Raw genomic sequence first — 26,513 nt, 5'->3', positions numbered from 1 at the left:
TTATAAGAATGCCACAACAACACATAGTAAAAAGACAAAAATAAAAAGGAGGTGTCGTATGTATCGTCGTTGGCGTCAATTTGTCATTTTGCCTATGCTCATTGTTTTATTATTTATGCCGGTAAAGGCTTTTGCCGCGAAAAAGCTTATTCCGATGGGTGAAGCCATTGGAATTCAACTTCAGTTATCGCATGTATTTGTAGCGCATGATGTGCTATTAGCTTCCAATCAATGGATGAAAGGAGGCGCTGTTATTGAAAAAATAAATGATATTACTGTAAAAACGCTTGCAGATGCCAAACAAGCTGTTGCTCGGCAAGGACAACAGAAATGGACGATAAAAAATGAAGGAAAAGAAGTGACACTTGAGTTACAGGAACAAGAAGCAGCACATGTTATTTCCTTTTTAAAAGATGAAACAGATGGAGTAGGAACATTGACATTCATTGATCCAGAGACAAAAAATTACGGAGCATTAGGCCACCAAATTGTTGATTCAACCTTACAAGAAGCCCCTATTTTCCATGCTGGCTCCATTTTTTTAGCTTCGATTCAACAAATTCGTAAAAGCATACCTGGCCAACCTGGCTATAAAATTTCCTCCATTGAAAAACATCAAGATCGATTAGGGAGTATAGATAAAAATACAGTTTATGGGATTTTCGGCCGTTGGGAAGACGGTTATCAACAAAGTTTGCCTAAAGCAATTGAAATTATGCATGAAAAGGATATAAAAACAGGGAAAGCTGTTATCTATACTGCGATCGAGGGCAGCAAGGTGGAAACTTTTTCAATTGAAATTATAAAGGTCGAAAATGAACGCCTTGAATTTATAGTAACTGACAAAAAACTCATTGAAAAAACAGGTGGGATTTTGCAGGGGATGAGTGGCAGTCCTATCATTCAAGACGGTCGTTTTGTAGGTGCGGTTACACATATGTTTGTGGAGGAGCCCAAAAAAGGAGCAGCAATTACAGTAGCGGAAATGTTAAAAAAATCATCATAGAAGAAGGAGCTGCCAAAAGGTAGCTCCATTCTTTCATGAAAATATGTTGTTCATCAAGTATTTCGTTTATTTATGAAGCGATTAGCGATACTTAAGAAAAACTGTAGTTTTATCTCAATTTTTTCACTAAAATAAATGGTATAAGCATTCGACGCTATGCAGATATTTATCATAACTTGTCGATATAAAAAGAAAGTATCGGACTACATACTCATTTTTGGAAATTGAAAAGGTTTTTAAAACAAAAATGTCGAAAATTCCACAGTGTGCAAAAAAATGCATTAGGGGTAGGTAACGCTTTGGGGATTCAAAGCAAGTTCAGAAGGAGGAATTGGAATGACAAAGGTTAAAGTAGCGATTGCAGATGATAATCGTGAGTTATTAAAAACGATGGAGCAGTATTTTCAAGGGCATCCTGAAATTGAAATAATTGCAACTGCATCAAATGGGAAAGTTTGTTTACAAATGCTAGAGGAATACACACCAGATATTTTACTGCTAGATATTATAATGCCACATCTTGATGGGTTAGCTGTTTTAGAGTCAATGTATCAAAATGAACGAATGTCATCAACTCAAGTTATAATGTTAACTGCTTTTGGTCAAGAAGATGTGATGAAGCAGGCTGTAGATTTAGGTGCATCCTATTTCATGCTAAAGCCATTTGAATTCGATCAATTGGTTCAAAAGATCTTACATTGTGCTGGACAGAAGGCAACACTTCCTAAAAAGACAAGTGTTTTACAACCAGCAGCACCTCAAAAATTAAATCAACATCAATTAGACAGTACGATCACAGCCATTATTAAAGAAATCGGCGTCCCTGCACATATTAAAGGTTACTCTTATTTACGAGAAGCTATTCAGATGGTGTTCGAAGATATCGAGTTATTAGGCTCTGTGACGAAAATTTTATATCCAGAAATCGCTAAAAAGTTTAATACAACACCATCACGAGTTGAACGTGCGATTCGTCATGCCATAGAAGTTGCATGGAATCGTGGCAATTATGAATCGATTTCGTCGATGTTTGGTTATACGGTCCATCATTTAAAGTCGAAACCAACAAATAGCGAATTCATCGCCATGATTGCAGACAAGATTCGCATTGATATGATGGCTAGTTAAGGCTGGAGCCACAAGGGATTACAGGACTTATTTAGAGAGAATTCATTGAATTTATACCGACTAACTACTTAGTTCATATAACTAATGTTAATTAATTGAATTAGACTATGAAACACATTCATTTATGGGGAATTCCCGTTCATGGAGGTGTTTTTTTTTTATGACTGTTTTCGATATTGAAATAGACTGTTTTATGCTTGATTGTGTGGCAAAAGGGCTAGCTGAAAAAACAATGAAGTCCTATGAACAAACCTTAAAGCTATACGCAAAATGGATGTCTGATGAATTTGAAATTGATTCACCTACGAATGTAAAGGCAGAGCATTTGAGAAGTTATATGCGAAGTTTAACAGAACGTGGCAAATATGAAATGACGGTCAATGACAAAGCAAATAACAATCCAAAGGCTAGAGAAGATTTTGGTAAGAAAATATCGAATAGTACAATTTCGAACTTTATTCGAAATTTCAAGGTGTTTTTTTCTTACTTGTCTCAAGAGCAGGTGATTCGTACTAATCCAATGAAAAATGTTAAGCATGTGAAGCCTGTACGGAAAATGAAAGTCATGCTAGAGGATAACCAGCTAAAGCAATTCTTTAAATCGTTTGATGTGACAAAGTTTGACCAGTACAGAGATTGGATAGTAGCACGTTTGATTTTTGATACGGGTTCTCGGATAGGTGAGCTATTAGACATTGTCCCGTCTGATATTGATTTACGAGCCAATGCGTTGCTTCTCCGCAATACAAAAAATAAGAAACAGCGCTTTGTATATTTTAGTGCAATCTTAATTGAGTCAGCTTACAACAACAATCGTAGCAAGCTTACAGAGCCATTTAACGAGCCTGTAAGAGTTGACAGATTTTGGCTTGGGCTTGTTTCAATGGACTTTAGGAAGCTTACCTATTTCACAAAAAAAGTAAAAATCCAACAATCACTATTTACAACCTTTTCACTGAATTAAAATTAAATAATATATGTTAAATCTGTCATTTATCACACAATACTGTTAAATGGAAGAAACATTGACTATTACCCCTATCTCAAATATTGGGTTTATGATAACATATATCTGAATCTTTTAACTTTAAAAAATATGAAAGGAAGTGTAATAATCACATATGAAAAAGATATTGAAACCATTGATTAGTGTTATTGCCATTGGTGCCCTCACTCTATCTATAAACATAGATAAAAATGTATTAGCTAATAATATTGCAAATACATGTGAGTATGATTCGGCATCAAAAGTAAATCCTGATTTTTCCACGATGAACTGTTTGTTAACCGAAACAGCACTGATTTATGATGTTCCTCCTGAAATTGTGAAGGCAATAGCGGAAGGTGAAAGTGGAAATTGGCGTCATTTCGATAAGAATGGTGAAGCGATTGTGACAGCTGATAAGGGAATTGGCGTTATGCAAATTACAAATCAAGCCGGCTACAATCAAGATAGACTAAAAAGCGATATTGTCTATAATATTCAAGCTGGTGTAGAGACTCTAGATGCTATGTTTAAGCGGAAGGATTTACCTAGCATCAACGGTGGGGAAAGAGATGTACTGGAACATTGGTACTTCGCTATCATGGCTTATAACGGTACTAAGCCAGTAAATAGTCCAATTGTCCAAGCAACTGGTGAAAGAAATGCAAATGCCTATCAAGAAAGAATTCTCCAAATTATTGAGAAATCGGAATTAATAGACTTAACGGAGCTGCCTTTTTCACGCGAACATTTTCAATATGACTCTAGCAGCAGGGAAAATATTAAATTTTCAGCGATGAACTATGATTTTGATTTACCATTAAATAAATCAAAGTATTTTTTTGAAACAAATCAAAAAGTTAGTGCACCAACTAATGTAACATTAAGGACAAGACCTACTACGGATAGTCCTTCTATGGGTACTTTACGTGAAGGCGAAATTGTTACCATTACGGGTCCTTTTGTATATGAAGAAGTATCAACGAAGAAAAACCATTTTGTTTGGTATCCTGTGAAAAGAAGTGACGGGACAGAGGGGTATGTAGCATCAAGTTATTTAAACTACTCAGCTTCAACACCAACGCCAACACCTCCAGTAACACCGCCAACAACGGGAAACGTTGATGTATCAAAGTTTGCTGATTACAATGCAAACCAATACTGGGCTGAGGATTTTAAGTGGGCAGTCAACATCGGTATCATCAGTGGATACACAAACGTGAAAAACCCTTCAACAGGTAAGTACGAAAACTTACTTAAACCGTACAATAACTTAACGGAAAACCAAATGTTATCTATCCTATTACGTTACTTCAAACCATCAGAACTAGCTTCAACGAAAGCTAATACTTCATGGTATGGAGACGTAAACTACCAACTGGCTACAAAATATTCTCTACCAGTCCTAGGTGCAAACACAGCATCCAAACAAGCCATTGCAGGTAAGGATATCACACGGGGTAACTTCGCTCGTATCTTAGCTTCAATGCATTATGGTAAGACTGTATCTCAGTCAGAAGCTATTAAATTCCTTCGTGATAATGGTTTAACAACTACTAAAACAAATGAAGAGTTTAAACCAAATGATTCTCTAGCAAGAGCGCACACAGTGGCATTCTTCCACCGGTACGAACAAATATTCAATAACTAAATTGCTACTTCCAAGTGAAAAGGTGACTATAAAAGTCATCTTTTCTTTTTTATGTTTAATAAATCCTTTCTTGACACTCCTCGAACCTTTCATAACTAAATTCATTGACACAGATCGCTTGATGGGAGCTACAAAGTCTTGTGTTAAGCTACTGGGGAATGATTGAGGAAGCATAAAAAAAGACTTGCATATATGAAGATTAATTATAAACGCAAGTCCTTAGATTCATTTGTGATAGGGTGTTGTTTGGATTGTTGAAAAGTTGAGAATAGTACCTATTTTAGTTTTTCCAAAACCTTAACAATATCATTCCAAGATAATTCCCCCTAAATTCAATACAACGCCATCTCGAGTTGAACGTGCGATTCGTCATGCCATTGAAGTCGCATGGAATCGTGGCAATTATGAATCGATTTCGTCGATGTTTGGGTATACAGTACATCATTTAAAATCGAAGCCGACAAATAGCGAATTCATCGCCATGATTGCGGACAAGTTTCGCATTGATATGATGGCTAGTTAATTGCTGATGTAACTGCGTTTGTAGACGACAGGCTTAGCGGAGAATAATCGATGAACTTATATTTGTAGCAATTATACTGCTTATTTTATAACGCCTTTTTAGACAGTTTACGCCGACTGTTTGAGGGGGCGTATTTTTTATGTCTATTAATCCTTTTTTAGTATGTTAGATCTTTTGGGTAACTTCGAAATAGATGACGTCAAAAGCATCAAGTCAAAGCATGTACGAGCCTATATTCGTTCAATCGAAGAAAAGAAGCAAGTTCGAGGTAAGTACCGATAAAACGCCTGTAAACTATCCAGAACGACGAGGTGATTTTGGCAAGCAGTGAGAAAAACGACAATAGCGAATTATGCATTTTATTCCACTACTTATTCGCAGCAATCCTTAGAAGGATTAATAATAGTGAAGCATATATAATGAAAGATTACTATAATAAGCTCAGGTATTAATTAGAAGAAATTGCTCGTCCTTTTTGAGTAAAATGCGAAACTGTAATTTTGTGTCAAAAGAACTAGAGGTATTAGCGGATGTGGAGCGTTGAAAATTGGCAATATACGGTTGTCTTAAAAGGTTTAGAAAGCAAAAAAATATGTAAGATCTGAAACAGCGGATGGCGATAAAGTCATTCGTTTTTTTCTTTATGTGAAACAAAAGATATATGTTGCAATAGGAAAAAATATATAGTAATATTCAGAGGTGATTAGTATATTAGTCGATAAAATTCTGTAGGAGAAAATAGGACACTAATCCTAGTAACCATTCTCCTACATGACAGCCTTTTGGATATAAATTGTAAAACGGAGGTTTAGAATGACAGGTAATACGACAACAATTATTACGAAAATAAACAAAGCATGTGATGATTTAGATTTTGTTAAAGCAAGAATATTAATTGAAACTAATCTTAAGAAATTATCCGAATCAAAATATTATCGGTTACTAAATACAAATGGGCGAGTTCTCATTAAGCATGTAATAGCAGATAACGAAAATCAGGTGGAAACTAAGAATCAATTAACACGAACAGATTTATTGACGATTAATAAAATCAATGAATATTGTTCGAATTTTGATATTTCAATGCTAAAAAGAACGTTAAAAAACTCCTTTGAATTACTGCAGAGATCAGATGTTCTTCCACTTTTGAATAATGATGCGAAAATTATTTTAGATGATATGGGAACACTTTTTGGTGCACACTAACTCCAATAGCAATAAGTAAATTTACATAGAATACACAGAGTTTCACTTAGTAAAGTGCTGTTCTGTGTATTTTTTATTTTCATTGAAGGTGATTGTAGTATATAAAATGAAATAAAAGTTTTTACGAAATCTATTTAACGCCTTTTTAGACAGTTAGCGATAGCCGTTTCGGGGGCGTATCTAAGAATCGAAAATACCGTTATATGTTGGATTGTTCCTAAAGCCTACTCATTATTAACGTTGCAGCTTTTATGTAGTTTTAAACGAGTTTAACGGTGACGTTTGAATTTATGGAAAAATAATCTCATATTTTAAATTGAGGATGGACATTTGGAGGGGGGAATTAAGATGGGGTTATTTGATGGGATAATCGGTAATGCAAGTGAAGTAAATCTAGAAAAATTACAGGAAGAAGTTAAAGGTTTATTAACGCCTAATGAAACAATTAAGAATGCATATAAAATTATAAGAGACACTTTTATTTTTACAGATAAAAGACTTATCTTAATCGATAAACAAGGAGTAACGGGAAAGAAAACACAATATCATTCAATTCCATATAAGAATATTCTTCATTTTTCTGTTGAAACTGCGGGAACGTTTGATCTAGACGCAGAGTTAAAAATTTGGGTTTCAGGAAGTGAATTACCGATACAGAAAAACTTTAATAAATCAACAAACATATATAAAGTTCAAAGTGTATTAGCGGAATATGTATTAGGATAGTCATAATTTTAGCGGTCAACAATACTGTTGATCGTTTATTTTTGTTTGAACGTATATAATTTAATTGGGTGATAACATATGAAAAGCGTAAACTTTCAACTTGACGAAAATAACTCGTTAGAAATAATGCAGATTGAAGATAATTTATTTGAGGTGCGACTTGGGATTAATAGAAGTGTAAGCATTTACTATATGACGCGGGAGCAGCTACTAAATATCGATCAATTAGGTGTTCATATTCGTATTGAAACTATTTTTGGGAAGGACTTATAGCCATAATTCAACCGCTTTTATACTTATCTGATAAAAATGTTATAAAGCATATTTATTTTAATTTAGTATTGAAGGCCTAATACATGTTTATAAATATTATGACATAAACATTATCTATTATTAAAGTTGGTTAAAGATTTGGTAAATTACCTGATTATTAACAGTTAAATTTATAAAATTTAGACGGTGGATTTTTAAGATTGAGTAAAACGGTGCCTTTTTATAGTAAAAATCGACTAATTTTGACGTGAAAGTGAAAAGGGTGGATGAATGTATTACTTAGAAAGTACGTGTAAATTCTTTCTCAGTAGTGACAATTGTCTCTAAACAAATGTAAATAGATTGTATATACTTACAGTTAGAGGGAAGGAGGAGGTAGCTTGATTCTAGTTCGAAATGATAAATTCGAAATAACGGAAGAAGATGGAAAGATTTTTATATTTACTTACATTGCTGGTTTTCCGTTAAAAGAATTTGATAGTATTTTACGAAGTCATCCTCGACTTAAATTGTCTAATTTTTCAATATTAAAAAATGTCTTAGCAACAGAAAGCACAAGCCCTGTTGAAATTGGACGTTGGCTTCCAAATGTTGAAGCAGAAATTGCACGAGATAAAATGTCCGCCTCGATATTTGTCTATGAAACACATGATTATATCCTAAAGAATAAAGAGAAATTGACTCATCAAATTCTGGAAACAATCGAAAACGAAGGAATTGTACATGGAATATTAGATTTTGATATTTCTAAGATTGAACCAGGAAAAGCATTTTTAATTGCACAAGGAACACCACCTGTAGCAGGAACAGATGCACAAATTACATACTTACCTAAACCAGAGAGAAAGCCAGTAATTCGCGAAGATGGAAAAGCTGATTATTATGACATGAATTTTATTTCTGAAATTTCCGAAGGTTCGTGGCTTGGCGAGAAAATCCCTGCGACATTAGGTAAACCAGGGGAAACTGTATCAGGCGAAATTATGGCTGCTGTACCAGGTCGTGATTTTCCTATAAAATACGATAAAAAATCAGCTTATGAAGTGGAAGAGGATGGGAAAATTGTCATCCGTTCAAAAATAGCTGGTGTATTAGATGATGTTAAAGGTATGATCGGTGTTAATAGACATTTGCCAATAAATGGGGACGTTGGGGTTGAAACAGGGAATCTCGAATTTAATGGCTCTTTAAGCATTAGAGGAACTGTTACATCAGGCTATACAGTCATTGCCACTGGAGATATTTCCATCGAGGGTGCTGAAGGTGTAAGCGGTGCCAAACTTATTAAATCAATTGAAGGCGACGTCTATATTCGTGGAGGAATATTTGGTCTAGGTTCAACTCTTGTTGAGGCAGGCGGCAATATTTTCGTTAAGCATGTCAATGAGGCAAATCTAGTTGCAGCTGACAGTATTCATATAGGGTTTTATGCATTGGGGTCACAGCTCTCTGCACATTCTATCTTTGTAGATGAACGAAAAGGGAAAATTATTGGGGGCCGTGCAGTAGCCAAGAATACGATCGTCACTTCCATCTCAGGAAATCGTTTAGAGCGTCGAACTGACTTAATTATTGAAAGTGTCAATAAACAGGAAAACTACTCCATTATGCAAGAGAAGGCAGCGCATCTAAAGCAACTACAATCAGAAATCTCGGAGCACGAGACAAAAATTAAAAGCTTACTGCCACTCCTTAACAAAATGTCTAAGGAACAGATAGTTACATTCGAGGAAACGAAACAAAGCTTAACAAAATTGAAAGCGGATGCAGTGACAATTGATCGTGAGATTAAGCTAATAATGGATGAAATGCGTCATGCTGGAAAAGAAGAAATTGTTGTGACGAAGGAAGCTCATCCTGGTACCTATATTCAAATTGGCAAAAAATCATCCTTATTAAGTAAGATGACAAATGGTAAATTTCTTATCGAATTTGGTGAGTTAAATGTCTAATGAATCTTTCATTCCCGTATTTGCACATCGTGGGGCTTCAGCGTATGCACTTGAAAATACCCTCAAGGCTTTTGAAAAGGCATTAGAGCTAAGGGCAGATGGGATTGAATTAGATATCCAGCTGTCAAAAGAGGGCATTCCGGTTGTGTATCATGATCTACAACTGTCAAGATTAGTTGGTATTAATAAGCTTGTGAATGAATGTACGATAGAGGAGCTAGTAAGCTTTAAACTTGGGAAGCCATGGAGGCGATTATTTTCAGCGTATAGAATTTCGACGTTTGATATCGTTTTAGCATGGGCAATTTCGCAACAGCTACCTCTTAATATCGAATTAAAATCAACGATCCTCGATAATAAAAGCGCACTTATTCAAATGCTTCATGGGCTTACTCTGCCTGTAGGCAGTCATTTTTCATCGTTTCACTATGAGCTACTAGAGATTGTGAAACAATATAAGCCAGACTATGAAACAGCACTTATCGTAACTAAAAAATTAAAATGGGATTTGCTTAGTGATTACAAAGCTATTGACAGTGTTCATATGCATAAAAGGTATTATAAACCAAGATATTTAGAGGCCTGCGTAGCGAGTGATAAAGCATGTCGTTTTTATGCAATTGATGGGAATGAAACATTTTTAACAAATCCGCATCCTTCTGTAATTGGTTGGATTACTGATTATCCTGATAAAGTAATTGCGAAACAGCAACGTTAATCATTCTGATGAATGAAGATAAAAATAGCTATCCAATAAGTCTGTAGAGACTTAAAAGGATAGCTATTTTTATTTTTTTTGGAAGCGCGGAGCCACTTTTCCATTTTTTCGATCGCGGTGAAGTAAGAATCCTGCGAAAAAGCCAAAGCCTATAACAAAGAGAATAATGCCAACGACGAATTGTAGCCATAAAAATGGGAAAGGTGAGATAAGCTTACCAAATAATGTATCACGCATAAATTTAATGCCACCTGCAGCCATAAGACCTGGAATAAGCATTACCATAAATGCAGCAAATCGAGCCATGCATGTCCCTCCCTTATTCCTAAGTTTAATTGTACCTGTGGATATAGGAATGTCAAGGAAGCTTATAAAACTATATAACTGACAAACCCAGTAATAACAAGTAAAACATAATACAATTGTAACTGAATGTTTTGAAAATTCTTACTTAAACAAGAAAGTGTAATAATAGTTGCTAAATTGTGAAATTGTCAGTATTGTAAAATTAAATGGAGCAATATTATCCATTGTCAAACAATTTTGAACATGAATTGGGATGGGCATTTGGGGATGCACTTTCCAAAGCAAAGGGGCGAGTTTTCATGGAAATCTTCAAGTATATGGAAAAGTATGATTATGAACAATTGGTATTTTGCCAAGATGAAGCATCAGGGTTAAAAGCGATTATCGCTATCCATGACACAACACTTGGACCAGCACTAGGTGGGTCACGTATGTGGACATATGCATCAGAAGAAAATGCTATAGAGGATGCATTGCGTTTAGCAAGAGGGATGACCTATAAAAATGCTGCAGCTGGTTTAAACCTTGGCGGTGGAAAAACGGTTATTATCGGTGACCCATTTAAAGATAAAAATGAAGAAATGTTCCGTGCACTAGGACGTTTCATCCAAGGGCTTAATGGTCGCTATATTACGGCAGAAGACGTTGGTACAACAGTGACAGATATGGATTTAATTCATGAAGAAACAAATTATGTAACGGGAATTTCTCCTGCTTTTGGATCATCAGGAAACCCATCTCCAGTAACTGCTTACGGAGTATATCGTGGTATGAAAGCAGCAGCAAAAGAAGCATTTGGATCTGATTCATTAGAGGGGCGTACTATTTCTGTACAAGGTCTAGGAAATGTAGCCTACAAGCTTTGCGAGTATTTACATAATGAAGGTGCAAAACTTGTTGTTACAGATATTAATCAAACGGCAATTGATCGAGTTGTGAATGATTTTGGTGCAACTGCTGTGGCACCAGAGGAAATCTATTCACAGGAAGTTGATATTTTCTCACCTTGTGCATTAGGAGCGATTTTAAATGATGAAACGATTCCGCAACTAAAAGCAAAGGTTATCGCTGGTTCTGCTAATAACCAACTACAAGATTCTCGTCATGGCGATTATTTACATGAATTAGGTATAGTTTATACTCCTGATTATGTGATAAATGCGGGTGGAGTAATAAATGTAGCTGATGAATTATATGGATATAACCGTGAACGTGCAATGAAGCGTGTCGATGGCATTTATGATAGTATCGAAAAAATCTTCGAGATTTCTAAACGTGATAGTATACCGACATATGTAGCAGCTAATCGTTTAGCAGAAGAACGTATCGCTCGAGTATCAAAGTCTCGTAGCCAATTCTTAAAAAATGAAAAAAATATTTTACACGGTCGTTAAAAACCGTTTATTCGTTTAAAGAAGTCGCATTGTCGACTTCTTCTAACTTTATAGTAAATTAGATTAAATGAATTTAAACTGCAAGAGCAAATCATTTATCTTAAGGAACCAAAGTGAATGTGGTAAACAAAATGCTTTAGCATTTTTCGCATAAGGGGGAATTCATATGGCTCAAAACTATGATGTTGTCATTTTAGGCGGTGGTACAGGTGGCTATGTTGCAGCAATACGAGCTGCACAGTTAGGTTTAAAAACAGCTATTGTCGAACGTGAGCGCCTAGGTGGAACATGCTTGCATAAAGGCTGTATACCAAGTAAGGCCTTACTTCGAAGTGCAGAAGTGTATCGTATGGCAAATAAAAATGCTGCTGAATATGGTGTTGATATTGAAGGTGTTACATTACAATTCGACAAAGTACAGGCAAGGAAGCAATCGGTTGTTGAGCAATTGAGTCAAGGTGTGAATACACTGATGAAAAAGGGTAAAATAGACGTTTATCAGGGAACGGGTCGTATTTTAGGGCCGTCCATTTTCTCACCAATGCCTGGCACTATTTCAGTTGAAATGAATAATGGCGATGAAAATGAAATGCTAGTTCCAACAAATGTGGTCATTGCAACAGGATCAAAGCCTAGAGGAATGGCGGGACTAACGGTTGATGGTAAATATGTGATGAACTCTGATCATGCACTAGAAATGGAAGAACTGCCAAAGTCATTGTTAATTGTTGGCGGAGGAGTTATAGGAATTGAATGGGCTTCAATGCTTTGTGATTTTGGGGTTTACGTAACGGTCATTGAATATGGGCCATCCATTTTACCTGCAGAGGATACGGATATTGTAAAAGAAGTAACAAAGCAGCTTGAAAAAAGAGGCGTCCGAATTGTGACAAACGCTCGTTTAGATACGGGAACATTTAAAATTGAAAATGATAACGTTTTCATTTCTGCGAAAGTTAATGATAACGATGAATTATTTGAGGCTGATAAATTATTGCTTTGTGTTGGACGTGAAGCAAATACACAAGGTATTGGATTAGAAAATACAGAAATAGAAGTTGAAAATGGGTTTATCAAAGTCAATGATTCTTATCAAACAAAGGAGTCACATATGTATGCAATAGGAGATGTTATCGGTGGCTTACAATTAGCTCATGTTGCTTCACACGAAGGAATATCTGCTATTGAGCATATTGCAACGAGTAAAACAGAGACACTTGATGTTCTAAATGTACCCAAATGCGTTTATTCTTACCCAGAGGTCGCAAGTATTGGCTTAACAGAAAAGGCTGCACAAGAGCAAGGTTATTCATTAAAGGTAGGTAAGTTTCCATTTAAGGCAATTGGAAAAGCGCTAGTTAATGGAGAGACAGATGGCTTTGTAAAAATTGTTGCTGATGAAGAAACGAATGATATTTTGGGTATTCATATGGTAGGACCTCATGTGACAGATTTAATTGGAGAAGCATCCCTTGCTAAATTATTGGATGCAACGCCTTGGGAAATTAGTCAGGCCATTCATCCACATCCGTCACTGAATGAGGTGCTAGTGGAATCAGCGTTAGCGGTGGATAATCGCGCCATTCATTTTTAAGATTCATAACTAAAGTCGAGGATCATTACTAAAATCTGTTCTTGATTAGATTGGTATAAAAGTACATGAAGAGGAAGGCACCAAGTTGTAAGTGTCCTTCCGCTGTGAAATGTGCAGTCAAGTACATATTTTAGTGAAGAGCCATAAAATCCTTTAGTTATCATTCAGTAAATGTTTTGGTACCGAAAGCGGAGCGTCAGGTACAAATGTTTTATGTACCGAAAGCTAAGCGTCAGCTAAAAGTGTTTTATGTAGCGAAAGTGAAACGTCAGGAAGGGGTGTTCGTATGCAAGATGTTCAAATCAAGCATGAGGATTTAGGACTATCAAATGAAGATGTACTTGCGATGTTCGAAACGATGTTAATGGCAAGAAGACTAGATGAACGTATGTGGTTATTAAACCGTTCGGGTAAAATTCCATTTGTTATTTCTTGTCAGGGACAGGAGGCAGCACAAGTAGGGGCAGCCTTTGCTCTAGATAATAATAGAGATTATATTGCACCTTACTATCGTGATATGGGTGTTGTTTTACATTTTGGCATGACACCAAGAGAATTGATGTTATCCGCATTTGCTAAAGCAGAGGATCCAAACTCGGGTGGACGACAAATGCCAGGTCATTTTGGACAAAAGAAGAATCGTATTTTAACAGGCTCTTCGCCAGTTACTACACAAGTTCCGCACGCGGTGGGAGTAGCTCTAGCAGGCCGTCTACAAAAAGAAGATTTTATTACTTTTGTTACACTCGGTGAAGGCTCATCAAACCAAGGCGATTTCCATGAAGGTGCGAATTTTGCAGGGGTGCATAAGCTTCCAGTAATTATAATGGTAGAAAATAATCAATACGCAATTTCTGTGCCAGTTGAACGTCAATTAGGCTGTGCGAAAGTATCAGATCGCGGTATTGGCTACGGTATGCCAGGTGTTACTGTTGATGGAAAATGTCCGTTACAAGTGTATAAGGTTGTAAAAGAAGCGGCTGATCGCGCACGTAGTGGTGAAGGTCCAAGTTTAATCGAAACAGTGACTTATCGCTTAACGGCTCATTCTTCAGATGACGATGATCGTCAATATCGCACTGCTGAGGATATAGCAGAAGGAAAAGCAAAGGATCCCGTTCTGTTATTTGAAAAGTATCTAATGGATGCTGGTGTTATGTCAGAACAGCTACGTGCTGAAATAGAAGAGCGTGTTATGGCAGAGGTAAATGAAGCAACAGACTATGCAGAAGCTGCTCCGTATGCAACACCAGAGCACGCTTTGAAATACGTATATTCACCAGTGGACGGAGGTGACGTGTAATGGCAGTGATGTCTTATATTGATGCAATTACATTAGCGATGAAGGAAGAGATGGAACGTGATGAGCGTGTTTTCATTTTAGGAGAGGACGTTGGTCGCAAAGGCGGGGTTTTCAAAGCAACAGCAGGTCTTTACGAGCAATTTGGTGAACATCGGGTACTTGACACACCTCTTGCAGAGAGTGCTATTGCGGGTGTTGGTATTGGTGCTGCGATGTATGGGATGCGTCCAATTGCCGAGATGCAATTCGCTGATTTCATCATGCCTGCCGTTAACCAAATCGTTTCTGAGGCAGCAAAAATCCGCTATCGTTCAAATAATGACTGGTCATGCCCGATGGTTATAAGAGCACCATTTGGCGGAGGTATTCACGGAGCGCTCTATCATTCGCAATCCGTAGAAGCGCTTTTTGCAGGAACACCGGGATTGAAAATTGTAATACCATCAACACCGTATGATGCAAAAGGCTTGTTAAAAGCAGCAATTCGTGATGAGGATCCAGTACTGTTCTTTGAGCATAAGCGTGCTTACCGACTCATTAAAGGTGAAGTTCCAGTAGACGATTACACATTGCCGATTGGTAAGGCTGATGTGAAGCGGGAAGGGGAAGACGTTACTGTTATTACGTATGGTTTAGCTGTCCATTTTGCTTTACAAGCAGCAGAACGTCTAGCAGCAGATGGTATTTCAGCGCATATTCTTGACCTACGCACTGTCTATCCGCTTGATAAAGAAGCAATCATTGAAGCAGCAAGTAAAACAGGTAAAGTTTTATTAGTTACCGAGGATAATAAAGAGGGCAGCATTATGAGTGAGGTTGCAGCAATTATTGCAGAGCATTGCTTATTTGACCTCGATGCACCAATTCAGCGCCTGGCAGGACCAGATGTTCCAGCAATGCCCTATGCACCAACAATGGAAAAGTATTTTATGATTAACCCTGAAAAAGTAGAACGTGCGATGCGAGAACTTGCTGCATTTTAAGCAGTGCGATAAATACAAATACACCTAGGCATAATTGATGGGGGGAATAGATGATGGCTATTCAAAATATTACAATGCCACAGCTCGGCGAAAGTGTAACAGAAGGTACAATTGAAAAATGGCTTGTCAAGCCAGGTGATACGGTAAAGAAATATGATCCACTAGCAGAAGTTGTAACAGATAAAGTAAATGCAGAAATCCCTTCTTCTTTTGAGGGAGTCATTACAGAGCTACTTGCAGAGGAAGGGCAAACGTTACCGGTTGGTGCAATTGTATGCTCCGTTGAAATAGCAGGTGACAGTGAGTTACCTCCTCCACCTCCACCGAAAAAATCAGCAGTAAGTACGGCGATTTTAAATGCTGGCGTACAAAAGAAACAGCAGCCTCAGCAGCCAACTACAGCGACGATAACATCGCAAAAAACAGTTCGACAGGATAAAGTGCGTTATTCACCAGCTGTTCTTCGACTTGCACAAGAGTATGATATTGCACTTGATCAAGTCACAGGAACTGGTGAAGGGGGACGGATTACAAGAAAAGACCTAATGAAGTTGATTGAAGCAGGAAATGTGCCAACTGCTCTAGTTGAAACGCCGCCTGCAGTCGAAACTGTTCTTCAGTCAACACCTGTTGCAGCACCTGCATCACAGGAGAATACTAAACCAGCTACACCTGTACAATCAATTCAAGCAGGCGATATTGAAATTCCAGTAACGAAGGTGCGCCGTGCTATCGCCAATAATATGGTACGCAGCGTTCATGAAGTGCCACATGCATGGATGATGATGGAAGTGGATGTTACAGATTTAGTAGCATATCGTGATAGCATTAAGACAGAGTTTAAGCAAAAAGAAGGTTTCAATATTACGTATTTTGCGTTCTTCGTAAAGGCGGTTGCTCAAGCTCTCAAAGAATTCCCGATGATGAACGCCATGTGGGCAGAGGACAAAATTATTCAAAAGCATGACATCAATATTTCCATTGCAGTGGCGACAGATGATGCATTATTTGTTCCTGTTATAAAACACGCTGACGAAAAATCGATTAAAGGAATTGCTAAAGAAATTCATGAGCTTGCAGTGAAAGTTCGTGCTGGAAAACTGACGATGGATGATATACAAGGTGGTACATTTACGGTAAATAATACAGGTGCATTCGGCTCTGTTCAGTCGATGGGCATCATTAATTATCCACAAGCAGCAATCTTGCAAGTGGAAAGTATTGTAAAAAAACCGGTTATTTTACCTGGCGGAATGTTCGCTGCACGAGATATTGTGAATTTATGTTTATCTTTAGATCATCGTGTTCTTGATGGACTTGTTTGTGGTAAATTCCTAAATAGAGTAAAAGAAATACTCGAAAATACAAATAAATCTTCAACGTCAGTCTACTGATGACTCGTCGGAAACCTGTTGTATAACGGTTTCCGATTTTTTTTTGCTTTTCCAGTCGCAATTTGTCATGTAGAATAACAAGTAGAAACTACTAAGGGGGGAAGCTGATTAAGCGTCCGCATGTCAAACAACATGAAAAATATTGAATTTGAAAAGCCGTCCTATTCAGAATGGCAAGATGCAGCAATCAAGGCTTTAAAAGGGAAACCATTCGAGTCTCTTTTAACGAAAACAAGTGAAGGTGTTACATTAGAACCACTTTACACTCAAGAAAGTTTAGTAGCAAAACTTGGTGAAGAACTTGATAAACAAGTTGCCACAATCCGTTCCCTACAAAATAATCAAGCATTTCGAGTGGCACAACAAATCTATGCTGATACAAGCGAGGCATTTTTTGCACAGCTTGATGATAGTTTAGCTCGAGGCAATGAAGTAGTAACAATTGATAGCCGTGTAAATTTTGAATGGACTGAAGAAGTATTGGTACAATTAGCGACTTATTTCTCTGAATATTCATTTAAAATTACGGTTGAAAATTCAAATGACCCATTATTAGCAGTGTTCGACAAAATAGCAGTTAATCAGCGAGAAACTGTAAAAGGTTTCATCGTATCGAAAAACCCAATCACTTTAAATGATTTCCCGAGCGTGCGCTCAGTCGGTGCGGACACAACAGTTTATCATAATGAAGGAGCTAACGCTGTGCAAGAATTAGCATATGCACTTGCATTAGCGGCAAAATACGCAAATCAAGAAGAAAGCTTTGAAGCGTTCGCGAAGAAATTTTATGTATCCTTTGCAGTTGATACACAGTTCTTTACAGAGATTGCAAAACTCCGTGCTTTTAAAGTACTTTGGAAAGCGTTCTCATCTGCTTATGGAGTATCTAATTGCGTAAAGGTTCCAACTATTGCCGAAACATCGTTAAGAAGCTTTTCGAAGCTGGATGTTTATGTAAACTTATTACGTTCAGCGAATGAAGCGCTTTCTGGCTTAATTGGCGGTGCGGATGTCTTTACAGTTCACCCTCATGATGCATTATCGAAGCCAACAGATCAATCGGTCCGTATTGCACGAAATGTATCTTTAATCTTAAAAGAAGAAACAAATGTTTTAAAAGTTATAGACCCAGCTGGTGGCTCTTATTTTATTGAGTCATTAACAGCAGATTTTGTTAAAGAAGCGTGGTCATTATTCTTAGAAATTGAAGCAGCTGGAGGCATTGACGCTTACACTGCATCAGGAAAACTTGCTGAGGAACTAGAAAAATCCTATCAAGCTCGTATCAAAGCGGTACAAACGCGTAAGCAGTCATTAATTGGTACAAATATTTATGCAAATCCTGAAGATGTGCTTGAAAACGCAACAAATCCAGCGTTTGCAGAGATTAAGCGAATTGCTAAACCTTTTGAGCAATTACGTGCGGAAATGACAGCAGCAAATGTGAAAACAGGAGTTTTAGCATTAGGAACACTAAAAAGCTCAAAACCACGTGCCGATTTCGTGTCAGGCTTCTTAAACACTGTCGGTCTAGTACCAGAAAAAAGTGAGCCAGTTGCAACAGCTGACGAAGCATTAGCTTGGTTAAACGCTACAGATGCAACATATGTGGTAATTGCAGGTAATGATGAAGATACGAAAGAATTAGTACCAGCAATTTTAGCAGGTAAACCAGCTAACGTAATTGTTGACGTTGCAGGTAAATTTAATGTCGAAGAAGAAGCTTGGTTAGCAAATGGCTTAAACGGCTTTATTTTCGCAGGACAGAACATCATTGAAAAATTAAATTCAGTGTTCGCTAGCATGAAGGAGGTCCAACGATGAGCAAGCCAAATTTTAGTGCAGTTGAAATCGAAAAAGTTTTAGCAGCGGCAGCACCTCAAGCGTCAGAAGAAAAATTCATGACAAATGAAGGTATCGAAATTAAAGATATATATACAAAAGAAGATATTAAAGAAGCTAAACATTTAAATGATGTAGCAGGTATTGCGCCAAATACACGCGGTCCATACCCTACTATGTATGTAGCTCGTCCTTGGACTGTTCGACAATATGCTGGTTTCTCAACAGCTGAAGAATCAAATGCATTCTACAAACGTAATCTAGCGATGGGTCAAAAAGGTCTTTCAGTTGCCTTTGACTTAGCAACTCACCGTGGTTATGACTCAGATCACCCTCGTGTAACAGGGGATGTTGGTAAAGCCGGAGTAGCGATTGACTCTGTGGAAGATATGAAGATTTTATTCGACCAAATTCCTTTGGATCAAATGTCAGTTTCTATGACAATGAATGGTGCTGTATTACCAGTTCTTGCATTCTATATCGTTGCTGCTGAAGAGCAAGGAGTTACACCAGACCAATTAGCGGGTACGATTCAAAACGATATTTTAAAAGAATACATGGTTCGTAACACATATATTTATCCACCAGCAATGTCGATGAAGATTATTGCAGATATTTTTGAATATACGGCGAAATATATGCCGAAATTTAACTCAATTTCGATTTCTGGTTACCATATTCAAGAAGCAGGAGCAACAAATGACATTGAGCTTGCTTATACATTAGCGGATGGTCTTGAATATGTTCGTACAGGGCTTAAAGCGGGAATCGATATTGATGCCTTTGCACCGCGTTTATCATTCTTCTGGGCAATTGGTATGAACTATTATATGGAAGTTGCCAAAATGCGTGCTGCGCGCCGAATTTGGGCGCAAATGATGTCAACGTTTAATCCGAAAAATCCTAAGACATTAGCACTCCGTACACACTCACAAACATCTGGTTGGTCTTTAACAGAGCAAGATCCATTTAACAATGTGGCACGTACATTAATCGAAGCTAATGCGTCTTCAATGGGGCATACGCAATCTCTGCATACAAATGCACTTGATGAAGCGATTGCTCTACCAACTGATTTCTCTGCACGTATTGCACGTAATACACAGCTGTTCCTACAAGAAGAAACAGCAATGACAAAAGTAATTGATCCATGGGGCGGTTCGTACTATGTGGAAAAATTAACAGACGAAATTACAAAATCTGCATGGGCATTAATTGAAGAAATCGAAGAACTTGGCGGTATGGCGAAAGCAATTGAAACAGGTCTTCCGAAAATGAAAGTCGAGGAAGCTGCGGCAAAACGTCAAGCGAAAATCGATTCTAAAACAGAAACAATCGTTGGTGTAAACAAATATCGTTTAGAAAAAGAAGAACCTATCGACATTCTTGACATTGATAATACACTAGTTCGTCAAAAACAAATTGAGCGTTTAGAAGCAATGAAGGCAGCTCGTGATGAAGCAGAAGTACAAAAACATCTAGCTCGATTAACGAAAGCGGCGCAAAATGGTGAAGAAAACTTATTAGCAATAGCTGTCGATGCAGCGCGTGCTCGTGCTTCTTTAGGTGAAATTTCTGATGCAATCGAAGTTGTTTCAGGTCGCCATAAGGCAGTAATTCGTTCAATCTCTGGCGTTTACTCAGCAAACTTCTCAGATGAAGAGCAAATTACTGAAGTGAAACAAATGACAGAGGAGTTCCTCGAAAATGAAGGTCGTCGTCCACGTATTTTAGTAGCGAAAATGGGACAAGATGGACATGACCGTGGTGCGAAGGTTGTGGCAACGGGTTATGCTGACTTAGGATTTGACGTAGATATTTCTCCGTTATTTATGACACCGGCTGAGGCAGCTCAAATGGCTGTGGAAAACGATGTTCATGTGATTGGCGTATCTTCATTAGCAGCTGGTCATAAAACTCTCGTTCCTGAACTAGTAGCAGAGCTAGAAAAACTAGGCCGCGAAGATATCATTATTATTGTTGGTGGTGTAATTCCAGCACAAGATTATGAATTCCTTTATGACGCTGGCGCAGTAGCGATTTTTGGACCTGGTACAGTTATTCCTGTATCGGCACAAAAGATTATTGAAGAGATTTACAAACGTTTAGGCTATGAGGAAGTGTCTGAATAATGGACAAAAACAAAGGAATGCCTGAAAGTGCGCTATTTGTTATGGACGGAGTAGAGGCGACTCACGACGGAATGCAATATGGTACACCGAAAAAATTCCGAAAGAAAAAAGCAGACAGTTTAAACATACAGGAGCTCGCACGAGAAGTACGTGCAAGCTCTCGTACACACTTGTCAAAAGCTATTACACTCATTGAAAGTTCAAATGCAACACATAAAGTGCAAGCACAAGAACTCTTACAAGAACTTCTACCACATACAGGAAATAGTGTCCGTATTGGGATCACAGGCGTTCCTGGTGCGGGAAAGAGTTCGTTCATTGAGGCTTTCGGAACGATGCTTTGTGAGATGGGGAAAAAAGTGGCAGTCCTTGCGATTGATCCAAGCTCCTCTTTATCGGGAGGAAGTATATTAGGCGATAAAACTCGAATGGAAGAGCTCGTGAAGAAACCTAATGCATTTGTTCGCCCCTCTCCATCAGCTGGTACCCTAGGGGGTGTTCATAAAAAGACACGTGAAACGATGCTTGTTTGTGAAGCGGCTGGCTATGATGTCATTTTAATAGAAACAGTCGGTGTTGGACAAAGTGAAACGTATGTCCGTGGTATGGTTGATTTCTTCTTGCTGTTAGTTTTAACTGGTGCCGGAGATGAGCTACAAGGCATGAAAAAGGGCATTATGGAGTTAGCGGATGCTATCGTTGTTCATAAGGCTGATGGTGATAATGTTCGTCTGGCTAAAAAAACGGTATCTGAATACAAGCAAATCTTACATTTCTTACAGCCTGCAACTCCAGGTTGGATGTCCACGGCAATGCCGGTAAGTTCGTGGGAAAACCGCGGTCTCGACAAAGTTTGGAGTACAATAGGGAAATTCAGACAAATCGTTGAGGCAAATAATTATTGGTCAATAAGACGCCAAAATCAGACAAAAGATTGGTTCCAATCGATGATTACGGACCATTTAATCGATATGTTTTATGGTAATCCAGATCGTAAAGCTCAGGTGCAACTTTTAGAACGTCAAATTTTAAATGGACAGTTGACAGTCACACAAGGTGTAGATCGTTTATTTAGCGATGATCAATCACAGAAATAATCACCTTTTCTGTGAGCAAGTAGGTGCACAAAGTCGTCACTAACTGCTATGATAGGAGATGTATTAGCGTCGAATATCTTAAGTTATTAAGTTTAACTTCTTTCAGCTGAAAGAAGTTAAAGCCTCCGGCGGATGTCACGGAATCGGAAAATAAAGGATGTTAGCCTAAAAACATCGCATCCATGCGATAACGGCTAACTGACCTGCATCCTGCAGGCCTAAGCACAAAGCCGATTCTGGACGCAATTACGCCAAGGCATAATTGAAGATGACGCGAACTTGAAAGGAGCTATCGCTATATGAATATGGATTACGATTTATTTATGCAAGAAATTTTAAAAACAGCACGTGCAGAAATTGAGGCTGCTGGTTATGAACAGCTTCGCACGCCAGAAGCTGTTGAAGAGGCGTTTGCTCGTCCAGGTACAACATTAGTCATGGTAAACTCAGTATGTGGCTGTGCAGGAGGTATCGCACGTCCAGCAGCAGCACAATGCGTACATTACGATAAACGTCCAGATCATCTTGTAACAGTATTTGCTGGTCAAGATAAAGAAGCAACTGCAGCTGCTCGATACCACTTCGGTGAAGATCATTTACCATCCTCCCCATCATTTGTGTTATTAAAGGATGGTCAAGTAGTGGCAGAAGTTGGACGCTATGAAATTGAGGGACATGACCCGATGTCAGTAGTAACAAACTTACAAGCAAACTTTGAGGAATACTGCGACGAACTTTAATTTATTCAAATAAAGAAAAGCTATTCTTTTAGCAGAAAACTCCGCAGGCTATAAAATGTCTGCGGAGAACTACTACTAAATTGTTCTCAGAATTAGCATCGTTTTTCCACTGAGTCCAGTAGAATTGCATTTAGAATTTTTGTAATATTGGCTAAACGAATAGCTGATAGTTTTCTTTGAAATGAATAAACTAAGTAGAGTACTAAAAGATAGGAGGCAGTCGACTTGAAGAAGTTTTCAATCGGCTATCGTACATTAAAAACGGCATTTGGTGCAGCAATCGCTATTGCCATTGCCCAATACTTTGAATTAGCTTCTTATGCATCTGCTGGTATTCTAACAATATTATGTGTACAGCCAACGAAGAAAAAATCTCTTCATGCTGCTTATACACGATTTGTCGCAAGTATTATCGCAATGTTTTATGCATTTTTGAGCTTTGAGCTATTTTCCTATAATCCGCTTACATTAGCAGGTATGTTGATCATTTTTATACCAACAATTGTGTCATTAAAGGTAGCGGATGGCTTTGTCTCTAGTGCCGTTATTATCATGCATATTTATGCAGCTAAAAGCTTTTCATTGGCACTTGTTTATAATGAATTCGCATTAATGGCAATTGGTTATTGTACGGGAATAGCTATAAATATGTATATGCCAGATATTCAAAAGGAACTAAATTACTATCGAGTGAAAATTGAGGAACTCTACAGTAAGATTTTTTTAGAAATTGCCAACTATTTAAGAGAAGGCGATACATTGTGGGATGGGCAGGAAATTATTGAAGCGATTAAAGCATTGAATAGTGCAAAATCCCTAGCGTTTAAAGATGTTGAAAATCATTTTACGAGACGAAAAAATGACTACTACATGTATTTTGATATGCGTGAACAGCAGCTAGAAATTATCGATAGGGTTCTTCCTAAAATAACGGCACTTCCTGTTATAGTACAAGAGGCGGTTATTGTCGCTGACTTTTTACAAGACCTTGGTGAGCATGTTCATTCAGGAAATACGGCCAGTCATTTTAGAGAGAAGTTAGAGCAAGTAAAGCGAGATTTCGCCCAGTTACCCTTACCCAAAAATCATGAGCAATTTTTAGCACAAGCGGCACTCTATCAATTTATTGAGGAAATGGATCGTTATTTAGAAATTAAGCAGTCTTTCAAGGGGTTGAAGGTAAAGAAAGAGCGCCCGCAGTAATGCGGACGCCTTGCTTTTCATTATACTAGCATTGATAGGCCGAATGCTAGAGATGAAATTATCATGATTGCGACCATAGTATAAACTACGATTTTTTGAAATTTTTTATTACTCATATGCTCGTTCGCTCCTTCTTTTCTTATAAATAGTTTATCAAATCTGAAAAATTTCTCAAGTAGTAGAGTTTTGACGAAAAAGTCTGTAAAATAGATTATGTACCATAACAGAAGGAGATGTCACCATGGAGAGAGTAGATCATATTGGGATTGCAGTCCGCGATCTTGATGAACGCATTACATATTATACAGAAACTTTAGGCTTAAAATTGCTAAAAGTGGAAGAAGTAGAATCTCAACAGGTTCGTGTTGCATTCATTGATGCGGGTAATGTAAAAATTGAGTTATTAGAACCGATGAGTGAGAAAAGTACTATTCACGGATATATCGAAAAACGTGGAGAGGGTATTCACCATGTAGCATTCGGTGTAACAGGGATCCGTGAGCGTATGGCTGAGCTGAGAGAAAAAGGCGTACGTCTTTTATCTGAAGAGCCAGGACCAGGTGCTGGTGGTGCAGAGGTTGCTTTCATGCACCCGAAATCATCTTTCGGTGTGTTATATGAATTATGCGATAAAAGTGGAAAAGGGGAAAAGTGATCAGTATGGATATGTTCGACAAAATTAATGACTTGTATGACCGTAAGACAGTAATTGAGCTTGGTGGCGGCTATGAGCGCATCGAGAAGCAACATGATAAAGGGAAATTAACGGCCCGTGAGCGTATTGAATTATTACTTGACGAAGGTACATTTTTCGAGATCAACCCATTCATTACACACCGTACAGTAGACTTCGGCATGGACAAGATGGAAGGTCCTGGTGATGGTGTAGTTACAGGTTTCGGTAAAATCAACGGACGTCCAGTATACTTATTCTCTCAAGATTTCACAGTATTTGGTGGAGCTCTTGGTGAAATGCACGCAAAAAAAATGGCAACAGTAATGGATCTAGCTGCAAAAAATGGTACACCATTTATCGGTATTAATGATTCAGGTGGTGCTCGTATTCAAGAAGGTGTACTTTCACTAGATGGTTATGGCCATATTTTCTATCGTAATGCAATCTACTCTGGGGTAATTCCGCAAATCTCAGTTATTATGGGACCATGTGCTGGTGGAGCTGTATATTCTCCAGCAATTACAGACTTCATTCTAATGGTTGACAAAACATCTCAAATGTTTATTACAGGACCTAAAGTTATCGAAACGGTAACAGGTGAAAAGATCTCAGCTGAAGATTTAGGTGGTTCTAAAGTAAACAACGCTATAAGTGGTAACGCACACTTCCGTGCACCATCTGAAGAAGATGCTATTGATCAAATTAAGAAGCTATTAAGCTACTTACCACAAAATAATAAAGAAAAAGCTCCGCGTCAGGCACGTCCAGAGGGTGATGACTATCGTCCAGAAATCGTGGATGCTGTACCAATCGAAACAACTCGTCCTTATGATGTACGTAAAGTAGTCGAGCAAATAGTGGACGAAGGCTCATTTATGGAAGTTCATTCAGAATTTGCGAAAAACGTAGTAGTTGGTTTTGCGCGTATTGCTGGTGAATCAGTTGGTCTTGTATGTAACCAACCAAAAGTATTAGCTGGTGGGTTAGATATTGATTCTTCAGATAAGGCTGCTCGTTTCATTCGTACATGTGACGCTTACAATATACCAATCATCACATTTGAAGACGTTTCTGGTTTCTTCCCAGGCGTTAAACAAGAGCATGGAGGTATCATCCGTCACGGAGCGAAAATCCTTTATGCATACTCAGAAGCAACTGTACCAAAAATTACAGTGATTCTGCGTAAAGCATACGGTGGTGCATATGTTGCCCTTAACTCTAAATCAATTGGCGCTGACTTAGTATTTGCTTGGCCTAACGCAGAAATTGCTGTTATGGGTGCGGCAGGTGCAGCTAACATTATCTTCGCGCGTGAAATTGCAAAATCGGAAGATCCAGAAGCAACACGTGCAGCGAAAATTGAAGAATATAAAGAAAAATTCGCAAACCCATATGTGGCGGCATCTCGAGGTATGGTAGATGATGTTATCGATCCACGTGATACACGTATTAAGCTAATTCAAGGGCTAGATATGTTATCGAACAAACATGAAACACGTCCAGAGAAAAAGCACGGAAACATTCCTCTATAAGACTCGTACAAGCCTAGTATCCAATTGGATTACTAGGCTTTTCTTTTTGACTTAAACTAACTTTAGATAATAAAAGATTGATGAGAAATAGCAGTTAATTGAAACATATCTTCATTTCATCCGTACATATATGTAAGAGGAGTTGAGAT

General features: G+C 37.9%; 23 protein-coding genes and 1 pseudogene. 22 read left to right on the top strand and 2 right to left on the bottom strand.

All coding sequences use genetic code 11. The features are described from left to right. Nucleotides 1-58 precede the first annotated feature (58 nt). The 10 genes and pseudogenes from ACQKNC_RS01235 (at nt 59) to ACQKNC_RS01190 (ending at nt 10,168) form a co-directional block, all read left to right on the top strand. The gene (locus ACQKNC_RS01235) at nt 59-1,006 is read left to right on the top strand and encodes a SpoIVB peptidase S55 domain-containing protein (protein WP_427423081.1); all 948 of its coding nucleotides are present in this window, start codon (nt 59-61) and stop codon (nt 1,004-1,006) included. 336 nt (nt 1,007-1,342) lie between these two features. Continuing rightward, on the top strand, nt 1,343-2,134 hold the full coding sequence (spo0A, locus tag ACQKNC_RS01230) for a sporulation transcription factor Spo0A (protein WP_427423080.1): 792 nt from the start codon (nt 1,343-1,345) through the stop codon (nt 2,132-2,134). A gap of 160 nt (nt 2,135-2,294) precedes the next feature. Continuing rightward, entirely contained in the window at nt 2,295-3,098 is an 804-nt protein-coding gene (locus ACQKNC_RS01225; RefSeq protein WP_427423079.1) for a tyrosine-type recombinase/integrase, read from the top strand. Between the two features lie 157 nt (nt 3,099-3,255). Continuing rightward, nucleotides 3,256-4,770: an SH3 domain-containing protein gene (locus ACQKNC_RS01220; protein ID WP_427423078.1), complete on the top strand. Its 1,515-nt coding sequence runs from the start codon at nt 3,256-3,258 to the stop codon at nt 4,768-4,770. A 319-nt stretch (nt 4,771-5,089) separates the two neighbouring features. Next, nucleotides 5,090-5,293 (top strand): annotated as a pseudogene (locus ACQKNC_RS01215) (sporulation initiation factor Spo0A C-terminal domain-containing protein); the annotation flags it as partial. An 813-nt stretch (nt 5,294-6,106) separates the two neighbouring features. Beyond that, nucleotides 6,107-6,499, top strand: a complete 393-nt coding sequence (locus tag ACQKNC_RS01210) for a hypothetical protein (RefSeq protein ID WP_427423077.1) — start codon at nt 6,107-6,109, stop codon at nt 6,497-6,499. 348 nt (nt 6,500-6,847) lie between these two features. Next, nucleotides 6,848-7,225, top strand: coding sequence for a PH domain-containing protein (locus tag ACQKNC_RS01205; RefSeq protein WP_427423076.1), 378 nt, complete (start codon nt 6,848-6,850; stop codon nt 7,223-7,225). A 78-nt stretch (nt 7,226-7,303) separates the two neighbouring features. Continuing rightward, nucleotides 7,304-7,498, top strand: coding sequence for a hypothetical protein (locus ACQKNC_RS01200; RefSeq protein WP_427423075.1), 195 nt, complete (start codon nt 7,304-7,306; stop codon nt 7,496-7,498). A 380-nt stretch (nt 7,499-7,878) separates the two neighbouring features. Further along, nucleotides 7,879-9,450 (top strand): DUF342 domain-containing protein, encoded by a 1,572-nt coding sequence (locus tag ACQKNC_RS01195; protein ID WP_427423074.1) that lies wholly within the window; start codon nt 7,879-7,881, stop codon nt 9,448-9,450. Further along, nucleotides 9,443-10,168: a glycerophosphodiester phosphodiesterase gene (locus tag ACQKNC_RS01190; protein WP_427423073.1), complete on the top strand. Its 726-nt coding sequence runs from the start codon at nt 9,443-9,445 to the stop codon at nt 10,166-10,168. Before ACQKNC_RS01195 ends, ACQKNC_RS01190 begins: the two co-directional genes overlap by 8 nt. A 69-nt stretch (nt 10,169-10,237) precedes the next feature. On the opposite strand, the gene ACQKNC_RS01185 is transcribed toward ACQKNC_RS01190, so the two are convergent. Further along, a complete protein-coding gene (locus tag ACQKNC_RS01185; RefSeq protein WP_427423072.1) occupies nt 10,238-10,474 on the bottom strand; it encodes a DUF2627 domain-containing protein in 237 nt (78 codons plus the stop codon). Nucleotides 10,475-10,773: 299 nt separating this feature from the next. Here ACQKNC_RS01185 and ACQKNC_RS01180 point away from each other — a divergent pair, with 299 nt between their 5' ends. The 10 genes from ACQKNC_RS01180 (at nt 10,774) to ACQKNC_RS01135 (ending at nt 24,156) form a co-directional block, all read left to right on the top strand. Then, nucleotides 10,774-11,868 carry a Leu/Phe/Val dehydrogenase gene (locus ACQKNC_RS01180; protein WP_427423499.1) on the top strand — a complete coding sequence of 365 codons (1,095 nt, stop codon included), beginning with the start codon at nt 10,774-10,776 and terminating at the stop codon, nt 11,866-11,868. Between the two features lie 166 nt (nt 11,869-12,034). After that, nucleotides 12,035-13,462 (top strand): dihydrolipoyl dehydrogenase, encoded by a 1,428-nt coding sequence (gene lpdA, locus ACQKNC_RS01175; protein WP_427423071.1) that lies wholly within the window; start codon nt 12,035-12,037, stop codon nt 13,460-13,462. A 286-nt stretch (nt 13,463-13,748) separates the two neighbouring features. Then, on the top strand, nt 13,749-14,765 hold the full coding sequence (locus ACQKNC_RS01170) for a thiamine pyrophosphate-dependent dehydrogenase E1 component subunit alpha (protein ID WP_427423070.1): 1,017 nt from the start codon (nt 13,749-13,751) through the stop codon (nt 14,763-14,765). Next, nucleotides 14,765-15,748, top strand: coding sequence for an alpha-ketoacid dehydrogenase subunit beta (locus ACQKNC_RS01165; RefSeq protein WP_427423069.1), 984 nt, complete (start codon nt 14,765-14,767; stop codon nt 15,746-15,748). The genes ACQKNC_RS01170 and ACQKNC_RS01165 overlap by 1 nt, the downstream gene beginning before the upstream one ends. A gap of 53 nt (nt 15,749-15,801) precedes the next feature. Then, nucleotides 15,802-17,142, top strand: coding sequence for a dihydrolipoamide acetyltransferase family protein (locus ACQKNC_RS01160; RefSeq protein ID WP_427423498.1), 1,341 nt, complete (start codon nt 15,802-15,804; stop codon nt 17,140-17,142). Between the two features lie 120 nt (nt 17,143-17,262). Next, complete coding sequence (locus ACQKNC_RS01155; protein ID WP_427423068.1) at nt 17,263-18,966, top strand: methylmalonyl-CoA mutase family protein; 1,704 nt, start codon at nt 17,263-17,265, stop codon at nt 18,964-18,966. Further along, entirely contained in the window at nt 18,963-21,116 is a 2,154-nt protein-coding gene (gene scpA, locus ACQKNC_RS01150) for a methylmalonyl-CoA mutase (RefSeq protein WP_427423067.1), read from the top strand. The genes ACQKNC_RS01155 and scpA overlap by 4 nt, the downstream gene beginning before the upstream one ends. Then, nucleotides 21,116-22,213, top strand: a complete 1,098-nt coding sequence (meaB, locus tag ACQKNC_RS01145; RefSeq protein ID WP_427423066.1) for a methylmalonyl Co-A mutase-associated GTPase MeaB — start codon at nt 21,116-21,118, stop codon at nt 22,211-22,213. Before scpA ends, meaB begins: the two co-directional genes overlap by 1 nt. A gap of 299 nt (nt 22,214-22,512) precedes the next feature. Then, nucleotides 22,513-22,953: a BrxA/BrxB family bacilliredoxin gene (locus ACQKNC_RS01140; RefSeq protein ID WP_285397113.1), complete on the top strand. Its 441-nt coding sequence runs from the start codon at nt 22,513-22,515 to the stop codon at nt 22,951-22,953. Nucleotides 22,954-23,178: 225 nt separating this feature from the next. Then, nucleotides 23,179-24,156, top strand: coding sequence for an aromatic acid exporter family protein (locus tag ACQKNC_RS01135; RefSeq protein WP_427423065.1), 978 nt, complete (start codon nt 23,179-23,181; stop codon nt 24,154-24,156). 20 nt (nt 24,157-24,176) lie between these two features. Here the strand turns inward: ACQKNC_RS01135 and prli42 are convergent, their stop codons facing one another. After that, nucleotides 24,177-24,272 carry a stressosome-associated protein Prli42 gene (gene prli42 / locus ACQKNC_RS01130; protein ID WP_283164667.1) on the bottom strand — a complete coding sequence of 32 codons (96 nt, stop codon included), beginning with the start codon at nt 24,270-24,272 and terminating at the stop codon, nt 24,177-24,179. A 125-nt stretch (nt 24,273-24,397) separates the two neighbouring features. Here prli42 and mce point away from each other — a divergent pair, with 125 nt between their 5' ends. Both mce and ACQKNC_RS01120 read left to right on the top strand, forming a co-directional pair. After that, nucleotides 24,398-24,811 (top strand): methylmalonyl-CoA epimerase, encoded by a 414-nt coding sequence (gene mce / locus ACQKNC_RS01125; RefSeq protein WP_249073668.1) that lies wholly within the window; start codon nt 24,398-24,400, stop codon nt 24,809-24,811. Nucleotides 24,812-24,816: 5 nt separating this feature from the next. After that, entirely contained in the window at nt 24,817-26,364 is a 1,548-nt protein-coding gene (locus ACQKNC_RS01120) for an acyl-CoA carboxylase subunit beta (protein ID WP_427423064.1), read from the top strand. Nucleotides 26,365-26,513 lie beyond the last annotated feature (149 nt).

Source organism: Lysinibacillus sp. NPDC094177, from assembly GCF_050279145.1.
Lineage (GTDB): Bacteria > Bacillota > Bacilli > Bacillales_A > Planococcaceae > Lysinibacillus.
Note: the sequence above shows the minus strand (reverse complement) of the source record. Positions and strands in the feature narration are given on the sequence as shown.

What these genes read in the sequence shown, in the direction of transcription:
- ACQKNC_RS01185 (WP_427423072.1), bottom strand. Translation starts at nt 10,474, where the DNA reads ATGGCTCGATTTGCTGCATTTATGGTAATGCTTATTCCAGGTCTTATG.
- ACQKNC_RS01210 (WP_427423077.1), top strand. Translation starts at nt 6,107, where the DNA reads ATGACAGGTAATACGACAACAATTATTACGAAAATAAACAAAGCATGT.
- lpdA (WP_427423071.1), top strand. Translation starts at nt 12,035, where the DNA reads ATGGCTCAAAACTATGATGTTGTCATTTTAGGCGGTGGTACAGGTGGC.
- ACQKNC_RS01205 (WP_427423076.1), top strand. Translation starts at nt 6,848, where the DNA reads ATGGGGTTATTTGATGGGATAATCGGTAATGCAAGTGAAGTAAATCTA.
- prli42 (WP_283164667.1), bottom strand. Translation starts at nt 24,272, where the DNA reads ATGAGTAATAAAAAATTTCAAAAAATCGTAGTTTATACTATGGTCGCA.
- ACQKNC_RS01190 (WP_427423073.1), top strand. Translation starts at nt 9,443, where the DNA reads ATGTCTAATGAATCTTTCATTCCCGTATTTGCACATCGTGGGGCTTCA.
- ACQKNC_RS01170 (WP_427423070.1), top strand. Translation starts at nt 13,749, where the DNA reads ATGCAAGATGTTCAAATCAAGCATGAGGATTTAGGACTATCAAATGAA.
- ACQKNC_RS01220 (WP_427423078.1), top strand. Translation starts at nt 3,256, where the DNA reads ATGAAAAAGATATTGAAACCATTGATTAGTGTTATTGCCATTGGTGCC.
- meaB (WP_427423066.1), top strand. Translation starts at nt 21,116, where the DNA reads ATGGACAAAAACAAAGGAATGCCTGAAAGTGCGCTATTTGTTATGGAC.
- ACQKNC_RS01200 (WP_427423075.1), top strand. Translation starts at nt 7,304, where the DNA reads ATGAAAAGCGTAAACTTTCAACTTGACGAAAATAACTCGTTAGAAATA.
- ACQKNC_RS01180 (WP_427423499.1), top strand. Translation starts at nt 10,774, where the DNA reads ATGGAAATCTTCAAGTATATGGAAAAGTATGATTATGAACAATTGGTA.
- scpA (WP_427423067.1), top strand. Translation starts at nt 18,963, where the DNA reads ATGAGCAAGCCAAATTTTAGTGCAGTTGAAATCGAAAAAGTTTTAGCA.
- ACQKNC_RS01235 (WP_427423081.1), top strand. Translation starts at nt 59, where the DNA reads ATGTATCGTCGTTGGCGTCAATTTGTCATTTTGCCTATGCTCATTGTT.
- ACQKNC_RS01165 (WP_427423069.1), top strand. Translation starts at nt 14,765, where the DNA reads ATGGCAGTGATGTCTTATATTGATGCAATTACATTAGCGATGAAGGAA.
- ACQKNC_RS01160 (WP_427423498.1), top strand. Translation starts at nt 15,802, where the DNA reads ATGGCTATTCAAAATATTACAATGCCACAGCTCGGCGAAAGTGTAACA.
- ACQKNC_RS01120 (WP_427423064.1), top strand. Translation starts at nt 24,817, where the DNA reads ATGGATATGTTCGACAAAATTAATGACTTGTATGACCGTAAGACAGTA.
- ACQKNC_RS01225 (WP_427423079.1), top strand. Translation starts at nt 2,295, where the DNA reads ATGACTGTTTTCGATATTGAAATAGACTGTTTTATGCTTGATTGTGTG.
- ACQKNC_RS01155 (WP_427423068.1), top strand. Translation starts at nt 17,263, where the DNA reads ATGTCAAACAACATGAAAAATATTGAATTTGAAAAGCCGTCCTATTCA.
- mce (WP_249073668.1), top strand. Translation starts at nt 24,398, where the DNA reads ATGGAGAGAGTAGATCATATTGGGATTGCAGTCCGCGATCTTGATGAA.
- spo0A (WP_427423080.1), top strand. Translation starts at nt 1,343, where the DNA reads ATGACAAAGGTTAAAGTAGCGATTGCAGATGATAATCGTGAGTTATTA.
- ACQKNC_RS01140 (WP_285397113.1), top strand. Translation starts at nt 22,513, where the DNA reads ATGAATATGGATTACGATTTATTTATGCAAGAAATTTTAAAAACAGCA.